The sequence below is a fragment of the Haladaptatus rarus genome (assembly GCF_054177585.1).
In genome coordinates, this window is record NZ_JBPEHG010000011.1 from 69,605 (window position 1) to 96,101 (window position 26,497).

Consider the following 26,497-nt stretch of genomic DNA (forward strand, 5'->3'; position numbering starts at 1 on the left):
GCGTTCAGTCGTCAACGGGCGTCACCTCCTTTCCAGGGGATTCGCGCTCGACGACGCCGTCGGTCCACGTCCCGCGCAGGAAGTAGGCACCGGAGACGAGTAGCATCAGCACGTTCGCCACCGCGATACCGTACCAGACGCCCATCGCACCCATGTCGAACCAGGCGACGAGGGCGTACGCTGGCGGAATTCGAAGCAGGATGAGCCCGAGAATCCCGAATATCATCGCCAGTCGGGTGCTTCCGCTACCGCGGTAGGCACCCTGGACGACGTAGAACGCGCCCAGGAACACGTACGTGAGGCCGACGATACGCAAGTAGTCCGCACCGGTGGCGATCACGGATGCGGCCTCCTCGCCGGTGATGAAGATGCCGACGATAGCTGCCGCGTTGAGGTAGACGACAGCCGAAATACCGAGGAGAGCGACGGCGATGATTCCTGCACTGGCGAAGACCGCGCGTTTCGCACGGTCGGGTTGCTTCGCGCCGAGGTTCTGCCCGACGACCGTCTCGGTACCACGCGCGAGACCGAGTGCAGGGAGAACCACCAGCGAGGTGATTCGCGTGCCGATACCGAACGCGGCGACCGCCTCGGCTCCAGCGAGCGCCACCAGCGCCGTGACGACAGTCACGCCCAGTGATTGCGTGCTCATCTCGATGCTCGCAGGGGCACCGATGCGGACGATCTTGCGAACCATCTCGCGCTTCGGGACGAAGTCGTAGGGCGAGAGATGGATGCCGACGCGACCGGAGAGCAGCAAGCCGATCGCGATGACTGCGCCCACACCGCGAGAAGCGATCGTCGCGATCGCGGCCCCTTGCACGCCGAAACCAGCGAACTCCGTCATCTCGTAGAGCGTGGTCTGAAGGGCTGTCTGTCCCGTCACTTCGAACAGCAGGTTGTCCTGGAATCCGAGGATGAGGAACGGGTCGATGACGACGTTCAGAACGACGCCGAGGAGCATCAGATACAACGGCGTCTTCGTGTCGCCCCAGCCTTGCAGCAGCGACTGGAAGATGAAGAACGCGAAGACGAAGGGGATACCGAGAAACATCGTTCGCGTGTAGTCGACCGAGAGGCGGAAGACCTCGGTTCCGGGCGTCGAACCGATCACCTGGAGTAACCACGGAGCTAGCAGATAGCCGGCGATAGAGAAGATGACCGAAAGGCCGACGACGAACCCGATGGTCTGGCCCGCCACGTCGCTGATTCGGTCGAGGTTACCGGCACCTTTGTTCTGGGCGACGAGTACCGTCCCCGCGACCGTGAAACCGGCTGCAAGCGTGATGAAGAAGAACACGAGTGCCCACGAGAACGAGAGCGCACTGACCGCGTCCTGTCCGAGTCGCCCGACCCAGAACGTGTCCGCGAGGTTGTACGCGACCTGCAGCATGTTCGTGAGGACGATAGGAAACGAGAGGAACAACAGCGGCTTGATGAGCGGTCCGTCCGTGACGTTCACCGCACGTCCGGGACCGGCTCCGCTCATACGTCCCCCTGAAGGATGGTTCGGACGTACCGCTCGACCTGCTCACGAACCGTCGGGGTAGTGTCGTCGTCGCTCGTGACACGCTGTGTCATCGACCCGTTGACGATGGTGACGAGAAACGTCGCCGTCGCCTCGGGATCGACGCCCTCGAATTCCCCCGTCTCGATACCGGATTCGATGATCGACTCGATACCATCTCGGAAGAAGCGATCGCTGCGAGTGAAGTGATCCCGGTATCGCTCGTCGTGGGCCGCCTGAGCACGGAGTTCGACCATCGCTCGCGCGAACTCGCGTCGCTCGTCCGGGAGTGGCGTCGCGAGGACGTGATCGAGAACCGCACGGAGGTGGTCGTCTGCACCGTCGGCGTCCTCGACGGGAACCGTTCGCTCGAAGCGTTCGAGCATGAATTCGAGGAAGTCGAGGAGGAGTTCGTCTTTCCCGTCGTAGTGGTGGTAGATGAGCGACTTACTCTTGGGAAACTCGGCGGAGATACGCTCTATCGTCAGCCCTGCGTACCCGTGCTCGCAAAGGGCGAGATAGGTCGCGCACATGATCTCTTCGCGCGTTCCCTCGGGTGCGTCGAGGAACGAATCGGGCGTCGCCATTGCTGACTGAATATTCATTCAACACGGATAGCCTTTCTCATTCCGACTGTTCCGGCCATAACCATTCCGGACGACCGGGGGTAGAGAGAAGAATCAGTCGGCCTGGGCGGCATCCGCATCGACGACGCGACCGAGGAAGAGCACGGTGTCGGTCGGTCGATGCCGGATCAGGAAGTAGAACGGTCTATCGACGGTCATCTCGAACGGATCGAGCGGTGCCGACGTCGCCACCATCTCGACGGCGGTCGCCGCCGCCGCTTCGGTTCCCTCCTCATCGACGGCGACGTAGCTCTTGTGGAGCACGTCGTCGATTCGCAACGATTCCCCGGCTTTTTCCAGGTCGGCCATTCCACCGAAGTCGGCGGCGTTCGAGAACGCGATGGGCATGCCGAGTTCAGCGAGTGTTTGAGGGAGTGAAAACGTCGATTCGACCGAGAATCTCGGGAGCGAGATCGTTCCCTTCTGTTGTTCCATCTCATTCAGCATCGTTACCACTCGGTCTGCGTTCAGCGACTCCACGAACTCCTCGAATCTGCCTTCTTCGGGGAGGACGACGATCATCCCCACTTCGTCACCGACGTATGGGAGTTCGAGGACCTGATGGCCGTCGACAGACGCATAGGGGAACGAATCGTGTTGGCGCATCATCGGTACCTGTGTGGTCGTCCCATCGAGCGCGGTGAACCGTTTCTGTTTCGTCTGGTCTTTCTCGAACGGCTCTTTCCACGTCGCTTGGAAGTAGATGGCGTTGGTCAGGACGAGTCGGGTCAACGAACTGAGCGCACCCTTCGGGAGCAGGTCGGTGATCTTCTCTTCGGTCTGGTCGGCGACCCACTCGTTGATGGTTCGTGTCGCTTCCTCGTGATTTCCTTCGAAATCGCAGACGTAGAGACCGGCGTCGTAGTAGGTCTTGAGCGTCGTGAGAAAGTCGTCTCGCCACGGGTAATCCTGTTGCCCCCAGACGGCGTTCGCGGTCGTAAGTTGGAACGGGACGTCTTTCTTCGATCCAGTGTCATCCTCGTTGCTCGCGGCCAGTCGGTCGTCGGTTTCACCGAACGCGGCGTGCAGCGTCCCGTCTTCCAGTGGGAACTGGAGCGCGTCGGCCATCTGGGTTCGTGTCTCGCCGCGAGCACCTGCGTAGGTCATCGCCAGCGCGACCGAGATGCTGTAGGGCGAGAGGAACTGGTTCTTCGTCGGTTCTTCCTCCACGAGCGACGAGAGTAACGTCAGGCCGAATCCGGTGTTTCCACGGGCCAGCGTTTCGATCGTCTCGTCGTTGGCCGTGGCCGGATTCGGATCGTTCTCACCGGTCACGGTCTGAACGTTCGGCTTGGGGTCGTTCGATGTCATCGGTGAAAGGCAGCCAGGGAGGAGGGCGCCCGCTACGAGCGCGTTCGAAAGTGCGAGAACCATGCGTCGAGTCAGCGGCATATCTGATAGATGCGTATCAGTGACGAAAGGTGTTGGGTAGACTCAAAGAGCCGTATGACATAGTGACTGAAAAGGTCGGGGGTAACCGTTCGATACTCGCTCAGTAGACCCATGCTAGTCAATGTCAGTGTAGCATAAGGATTATTATGACAGCTCGAATAGGTCTGCGTACACCCAACCGAATCCGAGTGGACATCATGACGACCAGAACCAACCCATCGCGCCGGATGCTCGCCTCCTTCTGGGAGAGCGACGTGTCCGCCACCGGGAAATCCGGCTGGCAAGGCTATGGATGCCTTGGCCAGCAGGAAATTCCGCTGGTAGCACGCGACGGGTGGTATGGTCTGACCGGTGTCCACGCGACCCGGGGCAAACCCACGCTCGTTGCGTAAGGCTGGAACGCCATCGCGCCGACGGCGGGTGTTTCTCTTCGATTTCGACGAATCGAGAGGAACCACCTTCCGCGTGGGTCTCGGGCCTTGTTACGGGCTCTTTTCGACCACCTGTCTTCCGGTGCTGGCTTTCCACCGACTTGCTATGAGTCCCATGGTGTAGCCGGCCTAACACGCGAGGCATCGAACCTCGAACCGCACGTTCGAACCGTGGTGGGACTATCGAATCCGCGGCATCGCCGCGGTCACGCCCAAAAGCGGGCGTGGTCGTCATCGACTAACCGATGGCGACGAACGACGAGCGGCATCGCTATCCGACCGCCAGGGATCGCCATCGGCGACGGCGGCACACTGCCGCCCGAGATGAGCGATTCCCGGACGCCACCCCCCGCTGACGTTCGAAGCACGCCCCTCCGTTCTGCCCGGCTCCCGTGGGGTAGTGGTCGATCCTCCCACCCTTTCGAGGTGGGGACGCGCGTTCGAATCGCGCCGGGAGTATCATGTCACAGGCAGTACACGCAGTCACGGTCACTGCGGAGGTCACGCTGCTCGTTTCACGCGGAACCGACGGCGACCTCACGACGGCAGCACGCAGTGTTCTGACGGCTATCGACAGTGTTCACACCGTCGATAACGTTTCGAACTCCGGTTTCCGTCCTCGTGCGACGGACATCGAGGTCGATATCACCGCACAGTTGACCGTCGCCGCACCGACCGACCCGGACACTATCGCCGACGACCTCGTCGACGGTTTCGGCGTTCGTTCGGCCACCGTGACTGCGATCGACGGTGTATAGTAGCAAAGACTGTTTCGGGAGACAAGCGGCTGCCTCCCGATCTCGATCTCTCTCCGTGGTCTACCGGTACGACGCCGGGGTGTAATCCCGGAGATGCAGGTTCGATTCCTGCCGGAGAGATTTGATGAGACGCTAACGGGACGGGGTGGATTTCCGTTTTCGGTGCGGCGACTGCAACAGTTCAGCGGCGGCTATCACCAGTAGTGATCCGAGACCGACGTAGGTGATCGCGGAGTCGGGCGTGCGAACGGCGAGGAACAGTAGTGCGATGGTGACGAGAACTGTCACTGCCAACAATCCGCCCTTGATCGCCCGATTCACCTGTGCGGGCACGAGTCGACGTTCACCATTCGCACGTAAAGTGACGAACCCGCGGCCTAGAAGCAGGACGCCGATTCCGACGTAGAGGAACATGAATCTGCCAGCCACAGGAGTCACTGCGAGCAGACCCACGCCGACGACGAACGCCAAGATGGCAGTGAAGCGGGTTGCGTGGCAAACCGGCAGATTCCAGGAACTGTCTCGACGTATCCGCTCGATGAACGATATCGTCGCTACCAGTATCGCCACCCCGAGTCCGAGGTAGAGGAGAACTTTCCCACCTCTGACGACGGCGAGCGAAACGAGTACTGACATCGCCAGTATCCCTGCTATGGCAAGTCCGAAGTCGGTCACCCGTCTCGCCGTCTCCGGAAGGCGGCGGAATACGCTATGGTCTCGCAGGCCACCGACGCCACCATTCACGAGGAGGGCACCGAGTCCCGCGTAGATGGTCGTCTAATCCGTCGCAATCGGAATCAGAGCGATGAGGCTCGCACCACCGACGACTGACGCTGCGGCGGCGAGATGAGTTACGTGGCGCAGTGGGCGTTGCAAGGATTCCCGTCGCCGATGCGACGATCTGGGATCAGACCGACCGCCTCCGTGAACATCCAGCCGACGAACAACAGCGTCGCCGAGAGCAAGAATCCGTACTCCTTGAGCGTGATCCACCCTGGTAACACCCAGGTCAGTATCTGGAACGTCTTCCGATACGACGAATCCAGTTTGAAGAGCACGTTCCACGTCGCCGCCGCAGACCCGGATCTGGTATCGGGTTCGTCGTACTCGTGGCCCTGACTGGCCATCGTCGGCCCGGCGGGTTCGTCACCGTATCGGAGTCGCTCGACGTCGTAGGTTCCTCGCTCGATGTGGAACTGCCAGACGACCTTCCGGTCGGGAGTCACTTCGAGGACGCGGTCGTTCAGTGAATCCGCGATGAGCGTGTTTCCGTTCGGCAATCGGTCGGCATCGCGCGGCCAGTGGAGGTGGCCGGAGTACACCCACGTCCGTTTCCAGTCGCCGTCCTGCCGTCGATACTCGACGATCCGGTGGTTCTCGCTGTCCGAGACGAGAACGGTGGGCGGATTCCGTTCGAGCAGAACTGGGTTGTGTTGTTCGTACAGGATATCGTAATCGTCCTCGGAACCCAACGTCCACTCAATCTGCTTCGACTCTCTATCGACCAACATCACACGGTCGAAGTTCCGGGGACTCAGTAGGAACGCAGAGCCGTTATCGACCGAATCGATGTCGTTCAGATGCGTGTAGTCTTTCTCCGGGCCACCGACGTTCGGCGAGAAGTGCTTCTCGAAATCGTATTCCCAGACGATCTCCTTCGTCGTCGCGTTATAGACGTAGGCGCGGTCGTTTCGCTTGTCGGCGACAGCGTAGCGGTCGTTTCCGAGATAGTCGACGTCGTGTGCGTCCGGCGGAACTTTGAACTTCACGAGTTCCTCACCGGTTCGCCAGTTCGCCACGACAACGACGCGCCGGAAGGCGTTCTTCCCGATCTGTTCACCCGCCACGAACAGGATACGGTCGTCGCCGATGGGGTCGATATCCATGTAACGCCGATACGCATCGTGTTTCCAGAGGATCTGCTTCGAATCCGTGTGGACTGCGACGAGTGCCCCCGCATGTTCGTAGATGTGTGTCGAGCCACCCTGTGTTGAGATGAACGTGACGTTCGTGGCGGTCTTTCGAAGTTCACTGTTCTGGCTTACCGCCGCCGTATCGTTCGTCAGCGCGGTGAAACTGATTGGTGTCAGCAGAAGCAAGACGACGAGAACGACTCCGAGACGAGCAGTGTTCTTCGAGGGTGACATGTATCGTCGTGGCATAGATGGATGATAATCCGTTAAGTAACTTTTTCCACCGAAAAATCATAAAATAGCATTTATTATTTTACATTCATTCCGGTGGCTGGAGTGAACGGACCCTCCCATGGCAATATCGTTGTGCCGTTCGTGTTCCGGTACGGTTACTGGTCTTATATCAACGGATCTTTAGGTGGATCGTTCCCGAAAGAGGCCGACGAGGAGGACGGCGTACAGTCCTGCCCCGAGTACCGTCAGGACGTTTCCTGCCAGCGTGACGCGGGGGAGATCACCGACGAGACCAACGATTTCGACCAGTAATCCGCCGCCGAGACAGAGGATAGAGACGATGGCAGTCCGGTCAGACGCACCGGGAAACGACCCGATAGCGGGCGGATAGAACTGGTAGGCGACGCCGACGATGGTCAATCCGAGGAATCCGAGCAGGTTCGCCCGGAAGTGCGCCGTCACCAACGAGGAGGGGATCGACCCGAACGCGAACGAGAGACCGAGAAGAACCGCCACGACACCGCTTGCAACACCTGCGAGGACGCCGTAGAATCCGACTCGCCGACGATCAGAACGGTAGTACAGCGTGCCGTAGGCGGCAGCGAACCCAAGGATAGCGACCGCTTCGGTGATGGCCGCGGCCCGAAACCAGAGGTCTCCTCTGAGCGTCTCGGCGAGGAGGAGAGGCCCGAGCGCCCCCGTCGGGAGGACGATAGCGACCAGCCACCGTGGTGATGTTGCGACCAAGAATCGCGGGAGTAGCCGAAATCCGATAGCGAACAGGATCATCGTGGCCGCTCCAGCAGCCAACAGGTGCGTTATCTGTGGAAAGTAGCCGTCGAATAGCGGCGGAAGTTCCGTGTAGTACGCCAGCGTCCCGTAGGTTCCGAGCACGAGATAGCCGAACGCGACCGGCATGAATCCATTCGCCATGCGGTCGATGGGTCGGCGATCGGCGTTCGCACTGCTCGTTCCCGTTTCGCTGCCGGTGAGGTTATCGCGGACGCTCCAGGTCAGCGCAGTCAGAAAGACACCGATGCCGATAGTCCACGAGAGCGCGCCCGCAGTTCCGAGATATGGAACAGGGTCGGTGGCAACCGTATCGAGAACGAGCGCGCCCGTCCCGAACACCGTGAGAGGAAAGTGGATGGCTGGTGCGCGCGGAAACGCGAGTTCGCGGTCGAAGTACGTGGGGACGAGCGAATAGGCCTTCCCGAACACCATGTGCAGAACGAACCCGAACAGGCCGAGAAAGACCTCCGTTCGACGCGCGATCCCACCGAGCGACGCGAGTTGCCACACCATCAGGAAGAGCGCGCTGGTGACGACGAACCGACGTGCCCAACGGGTAACCGATGTCGATACCATCTGATCAGTGCTCCCACGAACGCATCACCGACGATATGCTTCGCTCGCGGTATAATACCAGCACATCATCCGCTGCTACCACAACCTCCATACCGACAGCTCCCTCGCCTGCAGTTTCCCCACAGACAGCCTCACCACCCACACCCTCATCGCTGACCGCCTCACCACCCCCTCCTAACCGACATCTCCACCAACATCCTTCTCGCCTACGTCGTATCCGCTTCAGGATGGTTCAGTCGATACTTCGTCATCCCCTTTTGTCTCCGTCGCGCGATTCGCTGTTCGACGACCAACTCACTGAGTACCTCTTCGACTTCCTCCCGGGAATCGTCGTCCCCGACTAGCGAAACGAGCGAACGCGCCGTGATCGGCCCCGGATATGCTCGTTCCAGCTCTCGTACTATCGCCTGTTTCGTCGATTCCTTCGACATCATTCGGCGTTCGCTGTCACTCCATCGCCATGTACGTGTGAGTGTTCTCGACCCCGTTTATCGTCAGGATTCCGGACGCGACCGTCTCTCTGACGGCTGCGGGCGTATCGACCGCGATCTTGGCGATGATATCGACGTCGCCAGCGACGATGTGCGCGTCGGTGACTCCATCGAGTTCGGTGATCGTATCTCGTATCCGTTCGACCGCCGGGACGTTCGCTTTGATCAGAACGTATGCTGTTACTGTAACCATCGAAACTCCTCCTCCCTCGAATGGTACTCGACGTGAGTGATTATCAGCGTAGTGGCACTCCGCAGATAAGTCGTCGTCAGGAGGGGCATTCCAATCAAACGAACGACCGGAGCGAGCAGTCGTCGTGCTCCGAGAGATACTGCTCGATCCGTCTCTGCCGCCAGCCTACCGGTGACAGCACGCTCGCTGCCGCCCGAAGCAGTAACTCTCTATAGAACGTGGCGTCGTAGTCGGTCGGTTCCTCGACTGCCAGCGCCACCCGGTCGTGTGACCGTTTTTCGTCGTCGACGACCACGTACGAGACGCTCTGGCCCGGCGCACGCTCGAAACCGAGGGCAGCTGCGCGGTCCAGTGCGGCGACACTCCGCGTCGATCGGGTGTACTCCTCGCGGGGCTTCGAGACACGGTTCGTGATGACGAGATCGGCGGGGTCGATGGCCCCCCGCTGGAGGTGGTCGAGCCACGACCGAAGGACGTCGCAGATTCGTTCTGGCTCTCGATGCTCGTCCATCGCGGTGACGAGTTCCTTCTGTGCGTCCTCGACGAACGACGGGGTGTTTCGCTGGCGACACTCGATACCGCGATACTTGTACTCGTCCGTGCCTGCGACCTTCCCGAAATACTTCGTCAGCGCACCAGCGTCAGAATCGCGCAGTGGGACGAACGCGATCCAGTCGTAGTGGGCTTCGTGTTCGAGTCGGATATCGATCTGTTCTGAGATCCGTGTGGCAACGTCGTCGAGTGGCGTCTGTTCCGCTTCGTCCATCGGTGTGACCCAGACGCTATCGACGATACCGTGGACGATGCGCCAGCCGTGGTCTTCGAGCATCGATTTCGTCTCCAGAAGGATCTCCCTGGCGAACGCGTTGATGGCTTCGTGGCACTCTATCCGCCCGAATTTGGCGTTCGAAAAGCCCTGATAGCCGAAACAGGAGACGAGTATCCACTTGAGCGCACTCGACTGGCCTTCGAGTGCTGCTCGCCGGTCTTCGTCGTCCGTCTCTCGAATCTCGGCCTTGATCGCGTCCCGATCCTCGACGAGCGGTGCGAGCACGTCCGGCAGATAGCCGCGCTCGTCGCAGATGGAATAGCCGAGTCCGGGCACGTCCTCACGGTCGGCGTGACAGTCACACCGGATCTTCTCCGGACTCACGTTCCGCGTGACGATGATGTTCGGATACAGCGACGAGAAATCGAGTTCGTGGACGTCCTCGTGCAGTCCGACGTCCGGCGAGAAGGTGAACCCGCCCCGGTCGGCGTCGTGGAGCTGTCGCATCGTCTTGAACAGTTCGTGCCGCCACGAATGCCACGGGACGAGCACGTCTCGCCGTCGCGCTTCTCGAATCTGGATCGCGGTGAGGATGGTTCCGATAGACGACCACGAGAGTTCCTGGAGGGGTTTTCCCGACCGCCGCACGAGGTCGAGACAGCCTGCCATATTCGTCTGGTTCCACATGAACGTGTTCGACCTGTCGACGATGACCCGGCCAGGGAGATTGTACCGTGCCGGTGAGTGACCGACCCGACCGTAGCTCGTGTACGTCGATTCGCCAGCGAGCTGCTGCCAACCGGGCCGCCGACCGAGTTGGAATCGCACGTCGAGTCGCTCCGCCTGACGATAGAGCACGGGAACGACCTCACTGGTGTTCAGCAGGAGGACATCCGGATCGACGCGGTCGATGCGGCCAGATAGCGTTTCGAGCACACTCCTCCCGTCGCCCGTCACCAGTTCCTCGTCGATGGTGAGTTCGGTGACCGTCTCGCTCACGAGTTCTGCCTCCGGGACGGCTACCTGCATCGTGACGAGGTCGCGGTCTGGAACCGGTGACCGGTCGGTTTCGAGACAGTACCGAAACTCCCGCGAGAGGTCGACGTTGTAACAGCGATACTCTCCCGGTGCCCCCCATCGCTGTATCATTCGGGCGGCCGTCGTAACCGCATCGAGATCGACGACGTCGACTCGCAACACTGGCTCGGGGTCGTGTCGAAAGCTCACTCGCTCGTCCACGACGCCGACGCGGTCGACGGCGGGATGGTCACGGAGTCCAGCGCGGGCGTCTGCGAGCGACCCGGAACCGTGTGCGGAGACGTACATCGTCGGCGTGTACGACCTGTCGCGCTCGTACTCAGCACCCGTCTTCGTCAGCGACCAGCGGAAGACGTCCCCATCGAGATAGTCGACCTTGTAGACCATGTCACTCTTCGTCGTTCAGATCTGCTTCGAGATGGTCGAGGCGGTCTTCGAGGTCGTCGAGCTGTTTCTGCTGTTCCAGCAGTATCGAGACGAGCGCGGTTACCTCGACGGACTGGTGATTCTGGAGACCGCCTGCGTCCGCGTGTGCTCGCGCGGACTCGAAGAGACGGTCGAACACGGCCTGGTCGGCACGTCGAAGGGCACGTCGGTACTCTCCCAGCGCGTCTCCATCGCTTGCAACAGGTCACGGTACGTCGAATTAGTACGCCCCATGTGCGCTCACCTCCGGCGTTGCGGTCGCACTGCTGATCGCTTCGTGACGGGTCGCGAGGATTCGTTTCCAGAACGCCAGCGTTGTCTGTACCGTCCCATCGCCGAGTGGGTACACCAGCGTCTCGTACTCCTCGCCGGTAAACCGCGGCCCGAACTGCGTCTGTTCACAGCGAACGACGTCGTCTGCCACGTCTCGAACCGGTTCGGTGAACGAGTCGGTCGCGTGCCGAGTCAGAAGAACCGGCACGTCGAGCGTGGCTGCGATATCCGCGACGAGTTCGACACCTGCCGAGAGCATTCGTTCGCCATCGCCACGAGCGAGGTCGTCGGAGCGGTAGAACCGATCGACCGCTGGAAGGACGACGACCGCTGTGTCGTCGGATATCTCGGCTGCGAGACTCTGTAACAGACTCTGGTGTTGCCACGCGGTGAACGCACGAGCGATGTGGATTCTGTCGAGGATTCGCATGCTCGGTGCGATCTGCGCGAGTGGCTGTGTCGTCCCGTGGCCGTGTGCATCGACCCAGACTGCCGACCCTCCATCGGTCAGGAGTTGATCGAGGACGAGTGACAGTAACGCGCCGGTCACTCGCTCGTCGGTTTCGAGCACTGTTACACCACTCTCGACCGGCGGGAGCGTCGGCATTCGACTGTGGCTCATCACGTGTAGATATTTTCCAGGAGCCACATAGGCAAGACAGGGTCGTTTCCGGTGTTTCCGAAAGGCGAACGGAGCGATTTCAGGTACTGTGGACGATCTCTCGGCAGTACGCGGCTGCTGGAAAATCGAGCGAGAACTCCTCTCTTTCCGTCGTTTGATTCCAAATGCCAATAGCTGGCGTGCTTCGACTGCACCACCACGTTCCGTTCCGATTGTCGATTCCGAAAATTTCGCCCGATACGCACAGGAGAGGAGGTGCAATGACGATTCGAGGGAACGAATCAGTACACACAATCCGTTTGTAACGTACACAAAAAACTTAACCGATATCCGGTAGACTATTCGAGTGACGTTGTCATGCCACAAGCCGTCTTCGACAGCAACGAATACGAACGGCGGATAGCGCGGACGAAAGAACGGATGCGTGAGGAGGACTTGGATGCACTCGTCGTCTCCGACCCAGCGAACATGAACTATCTCGCTGGCTACGACGGGTGGTCGTTCTACGTCCACCAGGCCGTCATCGTCACCCACGACCGCGAAGAACCGGTCTGGGTCGGGCGAGAGATGGACGCGAACGGTGCACGCGCGACGACGTGGCTCGCCGAGGAGAACATCCGGTCGTACAGCGACGACCACGTACAGTCGCCCTACGACCTCCATCCGATGGATTTCTTCGCGGAGATACTGGACGAACTCGACGTCGCGGATGGTCGCATCGGCCTGGAGATGGACGCCTACTACTTCACCGCGAAGTCGTACACCCGACTTCAGAAGAACCTCCCCGACGCCGAGTTCGACGATGCGACGCTCCTCGTCAACTGGGTTCGAATCATCAAATCCGAAGCGGAGTTGGAGTACATGCGCCAGGCCGCCCGCGTCTCCGAGAACGCGATGCAGGCCGGACTCGACGCCGTCGGGGAGGGTATCCCCGAGTACGAAGTGGCAGCGGAGATCTACGACGGACTCATCAGGGGCACCGACGAATTCGGTGGTGACTACCCCTCCATCGTTCCGTTGATGCCGTCCGGCGACCACACCGGAACGCCACACCTCACGTGGACCGACCGCCCCTTCGAGCGCGGCGACCCGGTCATCATCGAACTCTCCGGCTGTCGGAACCGGTATCACTCCCCGCTGGCGCGAACCACCTTCGTCGGCGAGCCGCCCGAGGAGATGCAGTACCGGGCGGAAATCGTTGTCGAAGGTCTCGAAGCCGCTATCGACCACGTCGAACCGGGTGTCACCGCCGAATCGGTCGAAAAGGCGTGGCGAGAGGTCATCGAAAAGTACGACATCGAGAAGGAAGACCGGATCGGCTACTCCATGGGACTCGGCTACCCGCCGGACTGGGGCGAACACACCGCCAGTCTCCGCCCCGGTGACGAGACGGTGCTCGAAGAGAACATGACGTTCCACATGATTCCGGGCCTCTGGTTCGACGACTTCGGCGTCGAACTCAGCGAGACGTTCCGCGTCACCTCGACCGGTGCCGAGGTGTTAGCCGAGTTCCCGCGAGAACTCTTCACCGCCTGAAGCGGCGAAGACCGACCAGAACTATCGCATCGCTTTGGCTACCTTTTCGATCGGATGGGCAGGGTCGTCTCCACGCCTGCGGTCTCCGATCTGAGTTCGACACGATGCGCCAGGTGCGACGACCGCGTCTCCGTCGCTTTCGTCTATCTGGTCGAAAAGGATGCTGCCGATGGCCCTGCTCAACGAGTAGTGTTCCGCCTCGTAGCCGAACGAGCCGGCCATGCCACAACAGCCGGAATCGAGCGCGTCGACCTCGTAGCCCGCGGCACGGAGAACGGTGGCCGCGTGGCCCGCTTTCTTCGTCGCCTTCTGGTGGCAGTGACCGTGGTACGTGAGTCGCTCGTCGGGAGTTCCGAATGCAAGGTCGTCCGTCAGGTCGAAGGTGTCGAGATATTCCATGACGCCATACGTGTTCGCGGCGATGCGCTCGACACCCTGTCCAGTGAGCAGGTCGCGGTAATCCGACTGGAACATCACGGCGTCGGAGGGTTCGACCAGCACCACGTCCCACCCATCGGCAACGTGCGGTGCAAGCGCCCCGACGTTGTGGGCTGCTCGGGACTGAGACATATCGAGGAACCCTTTCGAATGGGCTGGACGCCCCGTCGCAGTCACGTCGTCGGGAATCCTGACGTGGACGCCCGCCGATTCGAGCACCTCGACGGTCGCCTTCCCGGCCTCGGGATGGTTGTAGTTCGTGTAGGTGTCCGGAAAGAGGAGCACCTTCCGGGTCGCCTCCGTCGCGGGAACGTGTGCCCCACCGCGACTCTCGAACCAGTCTTCGAGGCTCTCGCGGTGGAACGTCGGCAGTGAGCGTTCGCGGGCGATGCCGAGAACTTTCTCGGTGACAGCACGCACCCCCGGCAGTTTCGTCGCCCAGTTCGAGAGCGGCGCGAGGGTGCTCCCGAACGCCGAAAGCTGATCGATGTTCGCGAACAGTCGATCGCGGAGGCTCGCACCGTGTTGCTGGTGGTGGGCGTGTTCGACCTCTGCTTTGAGTTTCGCCATGTCGACCTCGCTCGGGCAGTCGCGGGCACAGCCCTTGCAGCCGATACAGAGATCCATCACTTCGTGCATGAACTCCGCATCGAACTGCTCTCCCTCTGGGAGGTCACCGCTCATCGCCTGCCGAAGCATGTTCGCCCGACCGCGCGTGCTGAGGCTCTCCTCGTCCGCGGCGCGGTAGGTCGGGCACATCACACCACCCGTCGTTTCCTGGCCGCCGCGACAGCCACCGCAGCCGTGACAGAGTTCGACCATCCCCTGGAACCCGTTCTCGTTCTCCCAGTTCAACACGGGGTCGAACCCAGAATCGAACTCGTAGGTGGGTGAAAAACGGAGGTTCTCGGTCATGTCAACGTCGCCGCAGACCTGTCCGGGATTCAGGAGCCAGTCGGGGTCGAAGGCGGATTTGAGGTCGCGAAACACCTCCCAGACGTGTTCGCCGTACAGTTTCCGATTCCACTGGGTACGGGCGCGACCGTCGCCGTGCTCGCCCGAGACGCTCCCGCCGTACTCCACGACGAGATCGGTCGCTGCATCCGCGATGGATTCCATCTGGTTCACGCCCGCCGGACTCTTCGTATCGACGAGCGGACGCATGTGCATACAGCCGGGACCAGCGTGGGCGTAGAAACTGGCGAACGTGTCGTTGTCCGTCAACACCTGCTGGAAGTCCGCGACGTACTCGGGGAGGTGTTCGGTCGGGACGGCGGTGTCCTCGATGAACGAGATATGCTTCGCGTCAGACGTTCGGGAGAGCAGGATAGGCATCCCGCTCTTCCGGAGCTTCCACAGTTGAGCACGCTCGTCGTCCTCGTACGCTTCTAACGCAGCGAACGCACCCTGTCGATCGGGTTCGTCGGTGGCTGCATCCGCGGCAGAATCGTCGTCCGCCGGGGATTCGTCGCCGACGCGGTCGGCCACGAGGTCGGCGACCTTCTGGCGTCGTTCGTCGTCCGAGTCGGCGTAGAACTCGACCAGCAGTGCCGTCTCGGTTCCGTCCGGAAGCCGCGAAGCGACCTCCGCGAACTCCTCGGTCTCCCGCGCGAGGTTGAGCAGTACGTCGTCGATGGCTTCGACCGCCGCCGGGTCGTGCTTGCGAACGATGGTATCTACGTCGGCCATCGCGTCGAGGAGATCGCGGTACGTGAGGAGTGCGACCGACTTCGTTTCGGGAATCGGCTCGAGCGAGACGGTGGCTTCGGTGATGATTCCGAGGGTTCCTTCGCTCCCGGCGAAGACGCGAGCTACGTTGATGTGTCCTTCCTCGGCTTCCTTCACCAGTCGGTCGAGATTGTAGCCCGAGACGTTGCGCTTGAGTTGCGGATACACCTCCCGTATCGCCTCGGCCTCCTCGTCGATGACGTGGCGGAGTGCGTCGTATATCCGCGCTTCGCGGTCGCCCTCCGGGTCGGCACGCTCCCGGAGTTCGTCGACGGTCACCTCGCCGAACGTCGTCACGATACCGTCCGAGAGGACGACTTCGATCTCCTCGACGTAGGCGTCGGTCTTGCCGTACTTCAACGAGTGCGCCCCGGTCGAGTTGTTCCCGATGGCTCCGCCGAGCGCGCTCCGATTTCCGGCGGCGGGGTCGGGTGCGAACTTCAGTCCGTGTGGGGCGACCGCTTCGTTCAACTCGGCGAGGACGGTTCCGGCCTGTGCGCGCGCTCGTCGGTCGTCGGGATCGATATCGACGACGCTGTCCATGGCGACGGTGAAATCGAGGACGACCGCCTCGTTGACCGCTTGCCCGGCGAGACTCGTGCCACCGCCCCGAGGGAGAACGGGAATCTCGCGTTCGGCGCAGTACTCGACGACGGCAGCCACGTCCGCGGTCGATTCCGGAAGGACGACTCCGACGGGCGTCACCTCGTAAGCGCTAGCGTCCGTCGCGTACAGTTGGCGGGTGTATTCGTCGAATCGAACGTCGCCCTCGATGCGGGCGCTGAGGTCGGTGACGAGGGCCGAGCGCGTTACGTCACCGCCAACGTAGTCGTAATCGGCTCGTGAGTCGTCTGCTGGGTCGGCAGCGGAGTTCGTGACAGCATCGATGTCGGCGTTCACGTCCCTTCGCTCGCGGGTGGGTCTGGGGTCTTGTGATGCCATCGTTTCGTCAGTCGTCGTCGGATTTCGGCGCGAGAACCTGATTCTCTAGCGTCTCTCCGGTATCGAGTCGTGGGACGTTCTCTGCCACGATGTCCGCGAGGCGTTCCCAGTGGCGCGGCGTGTGTCCCCCAGTGTGGGGCGTGATGAGGCAGTTTTCGAGGTTCCAGAGTGGATGGTCGGCTGGGAGCGGCTCGGGGTCGGTCACGTCCAAAGCTGCCCCGCGAATCTTGTTCGACCGGAGTGCCGAGACGAGCGCGTCGGTATCGACGATTCCCCCACGCGCGGTGTTGACGAGAACGGCGTCCGTCGGCATCGTCGCGAACTCCGATTCACCGACGAGTCCGCGCGTCATCTCGTTGAGCGGGCAGGCGACGACGACGTACTCACTCCGCGAGAAAGCGTCGTGGATGGCTTCCTCTTCGAAGCCGACGACTTCGTCCGTCGGACCGCCTTTCTCCGGGGTGTATCGGACACCGATGGTCTCGACTTCGAAGCCCTGGAGACGCTGGACGACGGCTTTGCCGATGGAGCCGAGACCGACGACTGTGACGGTGCTGTCGGTGAGTTCACCGGACTGGAAGTGCCGCCACTCGGCACGTTGCTTGCGTCGCCATCCTTCGTGGAGGCGGCGTGCGATGATGAGCATGTTGCCGATGGCTTGCTCGGCGATACCGGGTGCGTGGATGCCGCCAGCGTTCGTCACGGCGATGCCACGCTCTGCGAAGGCGTCCATCGGAACGTGGTCGGTACCCGCGAACGTGCACGCGAACAGTTCGAGTCGGTCGGCACGGGCGAGCAGGTCTTCGTCGACGGTGATGCCGGTGACGACCCGTGCGTCGGTGACGAGTTCGCGTTCCTGTTTCGGCGTTCGTGCGAGCGCGACCGATCGCCCGGGGAGGCGCTGGCGCAACTCCTCGGCGTACGATTCCATCGAGAGTCCTTCCGTCCCCTCGCGGAGGACGACGATATCGGGGTTCTCACTCATTCTCTCACCACCGCGTCGGCTGACGCGAATCGATGGTCGAACGATTGTGACAGTCCAACTTAGTCCTTTTGTGTAGTCGCAGTCAACGGAAAGCGTTTACAATTAAGTGGATGGGGCGTGTCAGTCTCACGCATGGCAGAGTCAGTACGAGGACGACTCACCGACGTCCGACGGGAGTTCCATCGGTATCCAGAACCAGCGTGGTGTGAGTTCTACACGACGCACCGACTCGTCGAAGAACTGCGGGCGATCGGCGTCGACGAACTCGCCGTCGGAACCGAAGTGTACGATAGCGACGACCGGATGGCCGTCCCCGAAGACGACGACATCGACAGGTGGTACGAAAAGGCGAGAGAGCGCGGCGCAGACCCGGACCTCCTCGACCGGATGGCGAACGGAAACACGGGCGTCGTCGCTGTCCTCGACCGGGGTTCCGGGCCGACGGTCGGTCTCCGCGTCGACATCGACGCCTTGTTCATCGAGGAATCGACGGCAGACGACCACGAACCCGTAGCCGAAGGGTTCCGGTCGGAAGGAGACGGGACGATGCACGCCTGCGGTCACGACGCACACATGACGTGGGGGCTCGCCACCCTCGAAGCCATCAAAGACAGCGATTTCGAGGGGAAACTCGTCGTCTTCTTCCAGCCTGCCGAGGAGGTGTCGGGTGGGGGCCATCCGATGGCCGAGAGCCGGTTCGTCGACGACATCGACTACTTGTTCGCCGTCCACGTCGGACTCGACCACCCGACCGGCGAAGTCGTCGCTGGCATCGAACGCCCACTCGCCATGTGCCACGTCGATGCGACCTTCGAGGGAACGTCGGCACATGCGGGGAAAGCGCCTGAAGAGGGTGATAACGCGATGCAGGCGCTCGGCACCGCCATCCAGAACGCCTACGGTATCCCCCGCCACTCGGATGGGATGACCCGCGTGAACCTCGGAAAGGCTGAAGCAGGCACCGCGAGCAACGTCATCGCTGAACGCGCGCACGTCGTGGCAGAAGCGCGCGGCGAGACGACCGAACTCAAGGAGTACATGAAATCTCGCCTGACGAAAACGCTGGAGTCCGCCGCGGAGATGCACGGCTGTGATGTGGATATCGACATCGTGAGCGAATCTCCCCGTGCCGACAGCGATCCCGAACTCGTCGACGTCGTGGCAGACGTGGCTCGTGGCGTCGATGGCGTGAAATCGGTCGTCCCGACTGCGGATTTCGGCGCGAGTGAGGATGCCACTTTCCTGATGCAGCGAGTGAAGGAGGAAGGCGGCCTGACGACGTATCTCATCGTCGGCACCGACCACCCGACGAGTCACCATACGCCGACGTTCGACGTGGACGAGCGAAGTCTCGGTATCGGCGTCGACGTGCTGACGAGGTCGATACTGTCCGTCACAGCAGACGAGTCATGAGTTCCGAGCGGACGAACAGCGACCGCCCGACTGCCGACGAGGTCGTCACCGCCGCCGACGTGGAAGCCGCCCGTGACCGTCTCGAAGCGGTGGTTCATCGAACGCCACTCGACCGCTCGACGACGTTCGCAGAGCGGAGCGGGGCGGCGTCGGTGGGACTCAAACTAGAGAACATGCAGCGAACCGGATCGTTCAAGATCCGCGGTGCGTACAACGCGATGGCCCAACTTTCACCGGCGGAGCGCGAACGCGGCGTCGTCGCGTCGAGTGCGGGAAACCACGCGCAGGGCGTCGCCCTCGCGGGGCAGTTGCTCGACATCGAGACGACCATCGTCGTCCCCGAGGTGACCCCCGCCGCGAAGATCGAAGCGACCCGTGGCTATGGTGCCGAGGTCGTCGTCGAAGGCGACATCTACGAGCGTTCCTACGAGTACGCCCTCGATCTCGCCGACGAGGAGGGACTGTCGTTCGTCCATCCGTTCGACGACGAGGACGTCATCGCCGGGCAGGGCACTGTCGGACTCGAACTGCGAGAACAGTACCCCGAACTCGACACCGTCCTGGTCGCCATCGGCGGCGGTGGACTGATCTCCGGTATCGCAACCGTGCTCGAGGCACACGACACGGACATCCGAGTCGTCGGCGTCCAACCGGAGGGGGCGTTCCACGCCAAGCCGTCGATCGAACGCGGCGAGATACACGAACTTCCGGACGTGGACACCGTCGCGGAGGGGATCGCCGACACGCGCCTGCTGGAGAAGACCTTCGCCGTCGTCGGCGAGCGCGTGGACGACGTGGTCAGCGTCAGCGACCGGGAGATGAGCGTCGCCGTCACGCTCCTCGCCGAACGAGCCAAGAGCGTCGCCGAGACTGCTGGCGCAGCACCGCTCGCGGCGCTGCTCTCCGGCGCGGTGGACGTGGATGGCGAACACGTCGCCGTCGTCGTCTCCGGGGGCAACGTGAACCTCTCCGAACACAGTGAACTCACGCGTACTGGACGAATGGAACTCGGACGCTACGTCGAGGCTCGCCTCTCCATCGCCGACTGGCCGACCGATCTCGATATCCTCACGGAAATCGTCGAGCACCACGGCGCGGAACTCGACGCGCTGGAGCGCGCCCGCCGAACCGCCGCAGACGACCCGAATCGAACACCCGTGACTGTCGGCGTGGCAGGTAGTGGGCCGGAACTTCTCGCCGACGTATTGACTGCGTTGGACGAACAGGATGGAATCGCGATTAGCGACGATTCTCTCGATGAGTGAGTTACCTTCGAGTCACATTCCAGCCGTCAGAATACAGTGAAGAATCGCTCACGCCGCTTCGATGGCGTCGTTCATGATACCGATACCGAGTTCGATCTCACGCTCGGTCGAGTCCAGGGGCGGAAGCAGGCGGATGGTCTTCTTCTCACAGCCGAGGGTAAGCATCCCTCGTTTCAGCGCCTCCTTGACCACCGAATCGCGTCGATACGGCGTATCGAACTCGACGGCGAGCATCAGCCCTTTCCCGCGCACGTCGACGATGTGTGGTGAGGCTGCATCTCGGAGCAGTTCTTTGGCCTGCTCGCCGCGTTCCGTCGCGTTGGCGAGCAAGTCGTGTTCTTCGATGGCCTCCAGCGTAAACGCGCCCTGCATAGACGAGAGGAGGTCGCCACCGCCGAACGTCGACCCCAGGCGGTTCTTCTCCTCCGGGAAGATATCCGACCGGGAGATGGTCGCACCGACGCGGAGTGCTTTCGCGCTGGCGATGACGTCGGGTTCGATGGGGTAGTGATCCGACGCCCACATCTTGCCCGTTCGACCGACTCCCGATTGAATCTCGTCCACGACGAGTGGGATGTCGTAGGTCTCACAGACGTCACCCACTTCGGCCATGAACTCGGTGCTTGGGAACCGATAGCCGCCGACACCCTGTATCGGTTCGACGACGACGAACGCGATCTCGTCGGGATTGACGTGGCCACCCTCAGGTTGGAGCGCGTTCCGGAGCTGTGAGCCGTTTTCTGTGAAGAATCCACAGTCACAGGATTCGGGGGTGCTGTCGCGGTCGTCACAGAACGGAACCGTCCGAACCCCCGCGATCTCGGGGTAGTGGCGCGTGTACACCTCGTTCGAGCGAGTGATAGAGAGGGTACCGAGTGTCCGACCGTGGAAGCTTCCGTCGAACGTGTAGGCGTACTTCGCGGGTGGGTTGTGGTCGTGGGTGATCTTCATCGCGTTCTCCATGGCCTCGGCCCCGGAGTTCGAGAGGAAGACGGTGTCCATCCCGTACTGGCTGGAGACGTCGACGAGCTTCTCGATGAGGTGGCTGGACGCCGGGAAGTCGGCGGTCTTCGGGTCCTCGCCAGCGCCGAAGTACATGTCCTGTCCGGCGATCTTCATCGGTTCGACGAGTGAGAACTCGCGTAGTTTGGAGAGGAGCTTTTCGTTGTTGTATCCGAGCGGTGCCGCACCGATGTGACAGGTGAAATCGAGGAGGACGTTGCCATCGACGTCGGAGACGAACGGGCCGTCCGCCTCGCCCGTCACGTCCCAGACGAACTCGTGTGAGAATTCACTCGGTGCCGCATGTTCGTGGTGAAAATCGATCCACTGCTGCGCGTTCGGCCCAGGAAACGCGCCCACGTCGGGTTCTGCCGTGTCCCTGTCCATACACAAAGTTCGTATATACCGTTATTAAAACTTGTTATCGTTTCCGTGAGAGAGGAGGACCGTGGGGTCGGCCGGTGGGCCGGATGCGGTCAGTCGTCGTCCTGCCCTGCCACCTTCGCACGCCCTGCAGTTTCGTCGCTCCGACTGGGTTTGCCGAAGAACTGCGTTCGATCTTGGAGAAGGACGCTACCGTGCTCGTCTTGGAAGGTTCTGATAAGTCCGAGCATGGCGACGAGACAGACGACGGCGAAGGGAGCGCCGGTGATGATGGCCGCCGACTGGAGTGCCCTGACGCCACCGATGACCATCAGGATGGATGCGACAGTTCCCTGAAGCAGTGCCCAGAAGATGCGGTTGACGGAGGACGGATGCTCTTTCCCGCCGGTCGTCATCATCGATACCGCCAGCGTCGAGGAGTCCGCCGACGTGACGAAGAACGTCGTCACGAGGACGAGGAACGCGAACAGAAGAACGGTACCGACGATGGGAAGGGCACCGAACATAACGTATCCAGAAACCGCTTCACCGAACTTGGTGACTGGACCGAGGATGTTTGCAGTACCCGAGTTCTGCATGATGACTGCCGACCCGCCGACGATGACGAACCACGGGATGGTCGCCATCGACGTCGCTCCGATACCGGCGAACGCGACCTCACGGACGCTCCGGCCGCGCGAGATGCGGGCGATGAACAGACCCGCGAATGGCGACCACGCCAGCGGCCACAGCCAGTAGAAGACGGTCCACGAGTTCGCCCACTTGTCCGCGCTGGTTTGAGTTGCCTGGGTGAACAGGCTCGTCTGGAAGAAGTCAGCGATGAACCGACCAGTGGCCTGCGTCCCCAGTTCGAGGATCCTGATCGTCGGGCCGAAGATCAGGGTCGCACCCATCAGCAGGAGGAACACGGTCATATTGAAGTTCGAGAGTCGCCGGATACCACGGTCGACCCCCAGCACCAGCGAGACGGTGAAGATGACCGTCATCCCGGTGATGACCGCGATGGTTCCGATGTCACCGAGTTGGATGCCCCACTGGAACTGAAGCCCCGTGATGAACTGGCTTCCGATGAAGCCCAGCGAGGTGGCGACACCACCTAGCGTTGCGAACACCGCGAGGATGTCGACGGTCTTGCCCAACCATCCGTCGACGTTGTCGGCTCCGAGAATCGGTGTCAACACCGCCGACACCCTGAGCGGGGCGTCATAGTTGTAAACGAAGTAGCCGATACCGAGGCCCATCACGGTGAAACACGACCACTGGGTGAGACTCCAGTGGAAGATGGAGTACTGGACTGCGACCGGCATCGCGGCTGCCGACTTCGCCTGCACGTCATATAGCGGTGGAACCGACGAATAGTGGAATAGCGCCTCGGCCGGTCCCCAGAAGACGATGCCTGCCGCGAGTCCTGCGGAGTACATCATCGCAAAGTACGAGAAGAAACTGTATTCGGGATCTTCGTCTCCTAATCGAAGTTTCCCCCACGGGCCGAAGATGAGGAACCCGAGGAAGAGGACGAACCCAAGCATCACGAGGAGGAAGAACCAGTTGAAGTGTGCGAGAATCCAGACCCGTACCCCGTCAACCGTATTGTACGCCGCATCCGGACTCACCCCGAAAGCGGCCACGAACAGGAGAGTGATTCCCGCACCGAACGCGAAGATCGTCGGTTCGATCTCGTCGAAGAACTCCGCGAATGCACCCTTCTCGTTGGGGCTACTCATGTGTGCTTACCCCCTCGGTGGCGGTTCGGCGATCTATCGCCCGCTTTGTTGGCGGTCGAATCTCCACACCCCGACGACCGCAAACCGATCCGCTCAGAACGTGTGCTCGAATGTCGATTCACCAGTTCGTACTCATTGCGGTCGTGTGGATCGTATTTCATGGGTAGTGTGTGCTCTCAATGACCATGCCGTACGGTGCCATACACAACACCCATCGTGAAAGACCCTGATAAATATTACGGATATTGGTGCCATCGGTTACAGTATATGTTTACAAAATTGGTCTGAGAACGCATTCTGTGTACACCTACAACAGGAAAAATCGTGCGCAGGCCTGACGGGATGGAGGGTACCATGCCACACAAACAGGGTTGAAACAACCCTTTATAGGGATAAGATAACGACGACGCCGTTATAGTGACGACCGCCGTCGAGAACGGTCGTTCGGTGAGTCAAGCGATTCCTGTGATTCGTTCGAGTCGGTGCGGTGTAGGTGGGATGCTTCGTAACCCTTAATCTTGCCCATACACAAAATCTGTGTATGAGCGACGGTTCCGACGAAACCGAATCTCCAGACAGCCTCGCCTACTCGGCGGATCGAGACCGAGGCATCCTCACACCGAGTGACAGGGAGTACTTGATTGGACGGAAGTCGGATTACACCGAGCACTCGAAGAAGCAGAAACGGAATCGGATTCGTCGTCGTCTCCGCAACGCGATCCTCGATTTCACGATCCTCTTCGAGCATCTCGAAGACCGCGACCGAGAGACGGTGTTCAATCCGGACGACGATGCGCGAGACGCCTATACGCAGGGTATCACCGATATGCTCGCGTTCCTCCACCTCGGGACGATGGGGTACTACACCCCGTTCAAAGATATGCTCGCCGAAGGGGTCAACAAGGCAGAACAAGAGCTCGCAGGGTCGGACTATCGCATGGTCACCGTCGATTTCAACGTCGACCCGGTCGGCCAGATCGACGTCGACGAGGTCATCGACAAACTCGAATTCGGTGACTTCGAGGAGATCACCGACGAGGAACTCCGTGCGTTCGTCCGCCTCCTCGCCGAATCCGAGGACTTCTCGGCAACCTCCATGCGGTCGGAGATGAAAGAACAGATGAGCGAGTTCATCGAGAAGGTCAACGCAGCGACGGAACAACGCGACCAGCGCATCGAAGAACTGAACGACTGATCTCCTTTTCGTTCGTCAGCCCAGATACGCCACTGCATCCATCTCGACGTGAACGTCGCCCGGAAGGCGCGAGACTTCGACGCAGACCCTCGCAGGCGGGTCACCGGCAAATCGTGCGCCGTAGGCGTCGTTGACTTCGTCGTAGTCGTCGAGATTCGTCAGATAGACGGTTACCTTGACCACGTCGTCGAGTCCATCGCCGCCACCCTCGTCGACGACGGCGGCGATGTTGTCCAACACCTGATCGGTCTGTGCCTGGATGTCGCCTTCGACGTCCTCGCCGGTTTCGGGGTCGACGGGGCCGTAGCCGGAGACGTACAGCGTGTCACCAGCGTGGATGCCCTGCGAGTACGGATTGTCGTTGCGCGGTGCGTCGTCGGTGATGATTCGGTCGGTGTCGCTCATGGTCGTGTATATCTCGTGTCGAGTGTCGAAACTGTACTCTGTGGTAGAGACGCGATTCAGGCGGCGCTCTGTCGTTCTGCCGTGACCTCGTGGATGGCCTCGACGATGACGTCCATCGCCGTCTCGGCCAGTTCCTCGGTGAGAACCAGCGGCGGGAGGAGCCGAAGGACGTTTCCGTGTCGTCCGGCCTTCCAGACGAGGACGCCATGTTCGTAGCAGTACTGCTGGATTGCGGCGACGGTGTCGCTGTCCGGGCTACCGCCCGCGTCCACGAACTCGGCACCGACGAACAGCCCTTTCCCGCGAACCTCGCCGAGTCTGCCCGTTTCCGCTGCGGTTTCGCGCAGTCGGTCACGGATGTACGCACCGAGGTCGCGTCCGTGGGAGAGCAGGTCGTGGTCTTGGATGTACTCGATCGCGCGGGTGCCTGCACGCATCGCAACCACGTGCCCGCGGTAGGTGCCCGCGTGGTCGCCCGACCCCCACGTGTCGAGGTCTTCGTGATAGATCGTCGCGGAGAGTGGGAAGCCGACCCCACCCAGAGCTTTGGCCGTCGTCATCACGTCGGGAGTCACGTCGTACCACTCGCTGGCCCACCACTGCCCCGAACGTCCGAGACCACTCTGTATCTCATCGAAGATCAGCAGCACGTCGTTGTCGTCGGCGATCTCGCGCAGGCCTTCGAGGAAACCCTCGGGAGGTGCGATGACGCCGCCTTCTCCCTGGATCGGTTCGACGAAGATGCCTGCTGGATTCGCCAGGCCACCATACGGGTCTTCGAGGATCGCTCGAACTTCTTCGAGTGCGTGGTCGACAGCTTCCTCCGGCGTCTTCTCCTGTCCGAACGGGTGCGGATACGGTGCGTGAACGACATCTGAGAGGAGAGGGGTGTAGTGGCCCTTGAAGTCCTTGTTCCCGGTGAGGCTCATCGCGCCGCTGGTCGCGCCGTGGTAGGCCCCTCGGAAGGCGATGAGACCGTCGCCGCCCGTGTTGTACTTGGCGAGTTTGATCGCCGCTTCGATGGCGTCGCTTCCGGTCGGGCCGCCGAAGACGACCCGGTTGTTCCCGCGAAGCTCGCCCGGTGCTATCTCGTCGAGTTTCTCGATGAGTTCGAGGCGGGCTTCACTCGGAAAATCGACGGTGTGGACGAGCTTGTCCGTCTGTTCGTGAACCGCGTCAAGTACGTATGGGTTCGCGTGTCCGACGTTCAGCACGCCGATACCTGCGAACATGTCGATGAACGCGTTTCCGTCGGCATCACGAATCGTCGCGCCTTTGCCTTCTTCGAACGCGACCGGGATGTCCTCGGGATAGGCCACTGCACTGCTGTCGATCTCGCGTTGTTTCTCCAGCAGTTCCCGAGAGTTCGGCCCCGGTACGGTACCGACACTCGGTACGTCCTCGTAGTGCAGTTCGTCGATGGGTGGGCCTGCCGTCAT

The 26,497-nt window shown here is 61.4% G+C and carries 24 protein-coding genes and 3 tRNA genes; 9 read left to right on the top strand and 18 right to left on the bottom strand.

Annotated elements, in window-relative coordinates:
- Positions 1–4: 4 nt before the first annotated feature.
- The 3 genes from ACR3FE_RS19845 to ACR3FE_RS19855 all read right to left on the bottom strand — a co-directional run bounded on the left by ACR3FE_RS19845 (position 5) and on the right by ACR3FE_RS19855 (position 3,525).
- Positions 5–1,489, bottom strand: a complete 1,485-nt coding sequence (locus tag ACR3FE_RS19845) for an MATE family efflux transporter (protein WP_458209261.1) — start codon at positions 1,487–1,489, stop codon at positions 5–7.
- Entirely contained in the window at positions 1,486–2,094 is a 609-nt protein-coding gene (locus tag ACR3FE_RS19850) for a TetR/AcrR family transcriptional regulator (RefSeq protein WP_458209262.1), read from the bottom strand. Before ACR3FE_RS19850 ends, ACR3FE_RS19845 begins: the two co-directional genes overlap by 4 nt.
- 93 nt (positions 2,095–2,187) lie before the next feature.
- Positions 2,188–3,525, bottom strand: coding sequence for a serpin family protein (locus ACR3FE_RS19855; protein WP_458209263.1), 1,338 nt, complete (start codon positions 3,523–3,525; stop codon positions 2,188–2,190).
- A gap of 146 nt (positions 3,526–3,671) precedes the next feature.
- On the opposite strand from ACR3FE_RS19855, the gene ACR3FE_RS19860 reads away from it, so the two are divergent.
- Together ACR3FE_RS19860 and ACR3FE_RS19865 are read left to right on the top strand one after the other, a co-directional pair.
- Complete coding sequence (locus ACR3FE_RS19860) at positions 3,672–3,917, top strand: hypothetical protein (protein WP_458209264.1); 246 nt, start codon at positions 3,672–3,674, stop codon at positions 3,915–3,917.
- A 148-nt stretch (positions 3,918–4,065) separates the two neighbouring features.
- Positions 4,066–4,139 (top strand) — tRNA-Arg (locus ACR3FE_RS19865).
- Between the two features lie 23 nt (positions 4,140–4,162).
- Here the strand turns inward: ACR3FE_RS19865 and ACR3FE_RS19870 are convergent.
- Positions 4,163–4,324, bottom strand: coding sequence for a hypothetical protein (locus tag ACR3FE_RS19870; protein WP_458209265.1), 162 nt, complete (start codon positions 4,322–4,324; stop codon positions 4,163–4,165).
- An 18-nt stretch (positions 4,325–4,342) separates the two neighbouring features.
- Here ACR3FE_RS19870 and ACR3FE_RS19875 point away from each other — a divergent pair.
- The 3 genes from ACR3FE_RS19875 (at position 4,343) to ACR3FE_RS19885 (ending at position 4,834) form a co-directional block, all read left to right on the top strand.
- A tRNA-Glu gene (locus ACR3FE_RS19875) sits at positions 4,343–4,415 on the top strand.
- Between the two features lie 2 nt (positions 4,416–4,417).
- Positions 4,418–4,714 carry a hypothetical protein gene (locus tag ACR3FE_RS19880; RefSeq protein ID WP_458209266.1) on the top strand — a complete coding sequence of 99 codons (297 nt, stop codon included), beginning with the start codon at positions 4,418–4,420 and terminating at the stop codon, positions 4,712–4,714.
- Between the two features lie 49 nt (positions 4,715–4,763).
- A tRNA-Tyr gene (locus tag ACR3FE_RS19885) sits at positions 4,764–4,834 on the top strand.
- A 12-nt stretch (positions 4,835–4,846) separates the two neighbouring features.
- Here the strand turns inward: ACR3FE_RS19885 and ACR3FE_RS19890 are convergent.
- The 8 genes from ACR3FE_RS19890 to ACR3FE_RS19925 form a co-directional block, all read right to left on the bottom strand.
- On the bottom strand, positions 4,847–5,458 hold the full coding sequence (locus tag ACR3FE_RS19890; RefSeq protein WP_458209268.1) for a hypothetical protein: 612 nt from the start codon (positions 5,456–5,458) through the stop codon (positions 4,847–4,849).
- 107 nt (positions 5,459–5,565) lie between these two features.
- Positions 5,566–6,861, bottom strand: a complete 1,296-nt coding sequence (locus ACR3FE_RS19895) for an aryl-sulfate sulfotransferase (RefSeq protein ID WP_458209269.1) — start codon at positions 6,859–6,861, stop codon at positions 5,566–5,568.
- 180 nt (positions 6,862–7,041) lie between these two features.
- Entirely contained in the window at positions 7,042–8,229 is a 1,188-nt protein-coding gene (locus ACR3FE_RS19900) for a hypothetical protein (protein ID WP_458209270.1), read from the bottom strand.
- A gap of 206 nt (positions 8,230–8,435) precedes the next feature.
- Positions 8,436–8,663 carry a hypothetical protein gene (locus ACR3FE_RS19905; protein ID WP_458209271.1) on the bottom strand — a complete coding sequence of 76 codons (228 nt, stop codon included), beginning with the start codon at positions 8,661–8,663 and terminating at the stop codon, positions 8,436–8,438.
- Between the two features lie 13 nt (positions 8,664–8,676).
- Positions 8,677–8,913 carry an Lrp/AsnC family transcriptional regulator gene (locus ACR3FE_RS19910; RefSeq protein WP_458209272.1) on the bottom strand — a complete coding sequence of 79 codons (237 nt, stop codon included), beginning with the start codon at positions 8,911–8,913 and terminating at the stop codon, positions 8,677–8,679.
- Positions 8,914–9,007: 94 nt separating this feature from the next.
- Positions 9,008–11,107: a type B DNA-directed DNA polymerase gene (locus ACR3FE_RS19915; protein WP_458209274.1), complete on the bottom strand. Its 2,100-nt coding sequence runs from the start codon at positions 11,105–11,107 to the stop codon at positions 9,008–9,010.
- Position 11,108: 1 nt separating this feature from the next.
- Positions 11,109–11,285: a DUF8156 family protein gene (locus tag ACR3FE_RS19920; protein ID WP_458209275.1), complete on the bottom strand. Its 177-nt coding sequence runs from the start codon at positions 11,283–11,285 to the stop codon at positions 11,109–11,111.
- 81 nt (positions 11,286–11,366) lie between these two features.
- On the bottom strand, positions 11,367–12,041 hold the full coding sequence (locus tag ACR3FE_RS19925) for a P-loop NTPase family protein (protein WP_458209276.1): 675 nt from the start codon (positions 12,039–12,041) through the stop codon (positions 11,367–11,369).
- 357 nt (positions 12,042–12,398) lie between these two features.
- Here ACR3FE_RS19925 and ACR3FE_RS19930 point away from each other — a divergent pair, with 357 nt between their 5' ends.
- Entirely contained in the window at positions 12,399–13,577 is a 1,179-nt protein-coding gene (locus ACR3FE_RS19930) for a M24 family metallopeptidase (RefSeq protein ID WP_458209278.1), read from the top strand.
- Positions 13,578–13,598: 21 nt separating this feature from the next.
- Here ACR3FE_RS19930 and ACR3FE_RS19935 read toward each other — a convergent pair whose 3' ends face one another.
- Positions 13,599–16,685 carry an FAD-binding and (Fe-S)-binding domain-containing protein gene (locus ACR3FE_RS19935; RefSeq protein ID WP_458209280.1) on the bottom strand — a complete coding sequence of 1,029 codons (3,087 nt, stop codon included), beginning with the start codon at positions 16,683–16,685 and terminating at the stop codon, positions 13,599–13,601.
- A gap of 7 nt (positions 16,686–16,692) precedes the next feature.
- Positions 16,693–17,670, bottom strand: a complete 978-nt coding sequence (locus ACR3FE_RS19940; protein WP_458209282.1) for an NAD(P)-dependent oxidoreductase — start codon at positions 17,668–17,670, stop codon at positions 16,693–16,695.
- A gap of 132 nt (positions 17,671–17,802) precedes the next feature.
- Between ACR3FE_RS19940 and ACR3FE_RS19945 the strand changes: the two genes are divergently transcribed.
- Positions 17,803–19,083 (top strand): amidohydrolase, encoded by a 1,281-nt coding sequence (locus tag ACR3FE_RS19945; protein ID WP_458209283.1) that lies wholly within the window; start codon positions 17,803–17,805, stop codon positions 19,081–19,083.
- Positions 19,080–20,348 (top strand): threonine ammonia-lyase, encoded by a 1,269-nt coding sequence (gene ilvA / locus ACR3FE_RS19950; RefSeq protein ID WP_458209284.1) that lies wholly within the window; start codon positions 19,080–19,082, stop codon positions 20,346–20,348. Before ACR3FE_RS19945 ends, ilvA begins: the two co-directional genes overlap by 4 nt.
- A 48-nt stretch (positions 20,349–20,396) precedes the next feature.
- On the opposite strand, the gene ACR3FE_RS19955 is transcribed toward ilvA, so the two are convergent.
- Both ACR3FE_RS19955 and ACR3FE_RS19960 read right to left on the bottom strand, forming a co-directional pair.
- Positions 20,397–21,737 (bottom strand): aminotransferase class III-fold pyridoxal phosphate-dependent enzyme, encoded by a 1,341-nt coding sequence (locus ACR3FE_RS19955; protein ID WP_458209285.1) that lies wholly within the window; start codon positions 21,735–21,737, stop codon positions 20,397–20,399.
- 89 nt (positions 21,738–21,826) lie between these two features.
- Positions 21,827–23,458, bottom strand: a complete 1,632-nt coding sequence (locus ACR3FE_RS19960) for a BCCT family transporter (protein ID WP_458209287.1) — start codon at positions 23,456–23,458, stop codon at positions 21,827–21,829.
- A gap of 541 nt (positions 23,459–23,999) precedes the next feature.
- Here ACR3FE_RS19960 and ACR3FE_RS19965 point away from each other — a divergent pair.
- Entirely contained in the window at positions 24,000–24,653 is a 654-nt protein-coding gene (locus tag ACR3FE_RS19965) for a DUF8102 family protein (protein WP_458209288.1), read from the top strand.
- A 15-nt stretch (positions 24,654–24,668) separates the two neighbouring features.
- Here the strand turns inward: ACR3FE_RS19965 and ACR3FE_RS19970 are convergent, their stop codons facing one another.
- Positions 24,669–25,058 (bottom strand): Rid family detoxifying hydrolase, encoded by a 390-nt coding sequence (locus ACR3FE_RS19970; protein WP_458209289.1) that lies wholly within the window; start codon positions 25,056–25,058, stop codon positions 24,669–24,671.
- Positions 25,059–25,114: 56 nt separating this feature from the next.
- A complete protein-coding gene (locus ACR3FE_RS19975) occupies positions 25,115–26,497 on the bottom strand; it encodes an aspartate aminotransferase family protein (protein ID WP_458209290.1) in 1,383 nt (460 codons plus the stop codon).

Excerpts from the sequence above, each read along its gene's own strand:
- ACR3FE_RS19970 (WP_458209289.1), bottom strand. The coding sequence starts at position 25,058 with ATGAGCGACACCGACCGAATCATCACCGACGACGCACCGCGCAACGAC.
- ACR3FE_RS19860 (WP_458209264.1), top strand. The coding sequence starts at position 3,672 with ATGACAGCTCGAATAGGTCTGCGTACACCCAACCGAATCCGAGTGGAC.
- ACR3FE_RS19930 (WP_458209278.1), top strand. The coding sequence starts at position 12,399 with ATGCCACAAGCCGTCTTCGACAGCAACGAATACGAACGGCGGATAGCG.
- ilvA (WP_458209284.1), top strand. The coding sequence starts at position 19,080 with ATGAGTTCCGAGCGGACGAACAGCGACCGCCCGACTGCCGACGAGGTC.
- ACR3FE_RS19975 (WP_458209290.1), bottom strand. The coding sequence starts at position 26,497 with ATGACGGCAGGCCCACCCATCGACGAACTGCACTACGAGGACGTACCG.
- ACR3FE_RS19925 (WP_458209276.1), bottom strand. The coding sequence starts at position 12,041 with ATGAGCCACAGTCGAATGCCGACGCTCCCGCCGGTCGAGAGTGGTGTA.
- ACR3FE_RS19965 (WP_458209288.1), top strand. The coding sequence starts at position 24,000 with ATGAGCGACGGTTCCGACGAAACCGAATCTCCAGACAGCCTCGCCTAC.
- ACR3FE_RS19850 (WP_458209262.1), bottom strand. The coding sequence starts at position 2,094 with ATGGCGACGCCCGATTCGTTCCTCGACGCACCCGAGGGAACGCGCGAA.
- ACR3FE_RS19915 (WP_458209274.1), bottom strand. The coding sequence starts at position 11,107 with ATGGTCTACAAGGTCGACTATCTCGATGGGGACGTCTTCCGCTGGTCG.
- ACR3FE_RS19905 (WP_458209271.1), bottom strand. The coding sequence starts at position 8,663 with ATGATGTCGAAGGAATCGACGAAACAGGCGATAGTACGAGAGCTGGAA.
- ACR3FE_RS19895 (WP_458209269.1), bottom strand. The coding sequence starts at position 6,861 with ATGTCACCCTCGAAGAACACTGCTCGTCTCGGAGTCGTTCTCGTCGTC.
- ACR3FE_RS19910 (WP_458209272.1), bottom strand. The coding sequence starts at position 8,913 with ATGGTTACAGTAACAGCATACGTTCTGATCAAAGCGAACGTCCCGGCG.
- ACR3FE_RS19935 (WP_458209280.1), bottom strand. The coding sequence starts at position 16,685 with ATGGCATCACAAGACCCCAGACCCACCCGCGAGCGAAGGGACGTGAAC.
- ACR3FE_RS19855 (WP_458209263.1), bottom strand. The coding sequence starts at position 3,525 with ATGCCGCTGACTCGACGCATGGTTCTCGCACTTTCGAACGCGCTCGTA.
- ACR3FE_RS19880 (WP_458209266.1), top strand. The coding sequence starts at position 4,418 with ATGTCACAGGCAGTACACGCAGTCACGGTCACTGCGGAGGTCACGCTG.
- ACR3FE_RS19955 (WP_458209285.1), bottom strand. The coding sequence starts at position 21,737 with ATGGACAGGGACACGGCAGAACCCGACGTGGGCGCGTTTCCTGGGCCG.
- ACR3FE_RS19845 (WP_458209261.1), bottom strand. The coding sequence starts at position 1,489 with ATGAGCGGAGCCGGTCCCGGACGTGCGGTGAACGTCACGGACGGACCG.
- ACR3FE_RS19960 (WP_458209287.1), bottom strand. The coding sequence starts at position 23,458 with ATGAGTAGCCCCAACGAGAAGGGTGCATTCGCGGAGTTCTTCGACGAG.
- ACR3FE_RS19945 (WP_458209283.1), top strand. The coding sequence starts at position 17,803 with ATGGCAGAGTCAGTACGAGGACGACTCACCGACGTCCGACGGGAGTTC.
- ACR3FE_RS19940 (WP_458209282.1), bottom strand. The coding sequence starts at position 17,670 with ATGAGTGAGAACCCCGATATCGTCGTCCTCCGCGAGGGGACGGAAGGA.
- ACR3FE_RS19900 (WP_458209270.1), bottom strand. The coding sequence starts at position 8,229 with ATGGTATCGACATCGGTTACCCGTTGGGCACGTCGGTTCGTCGTCACC.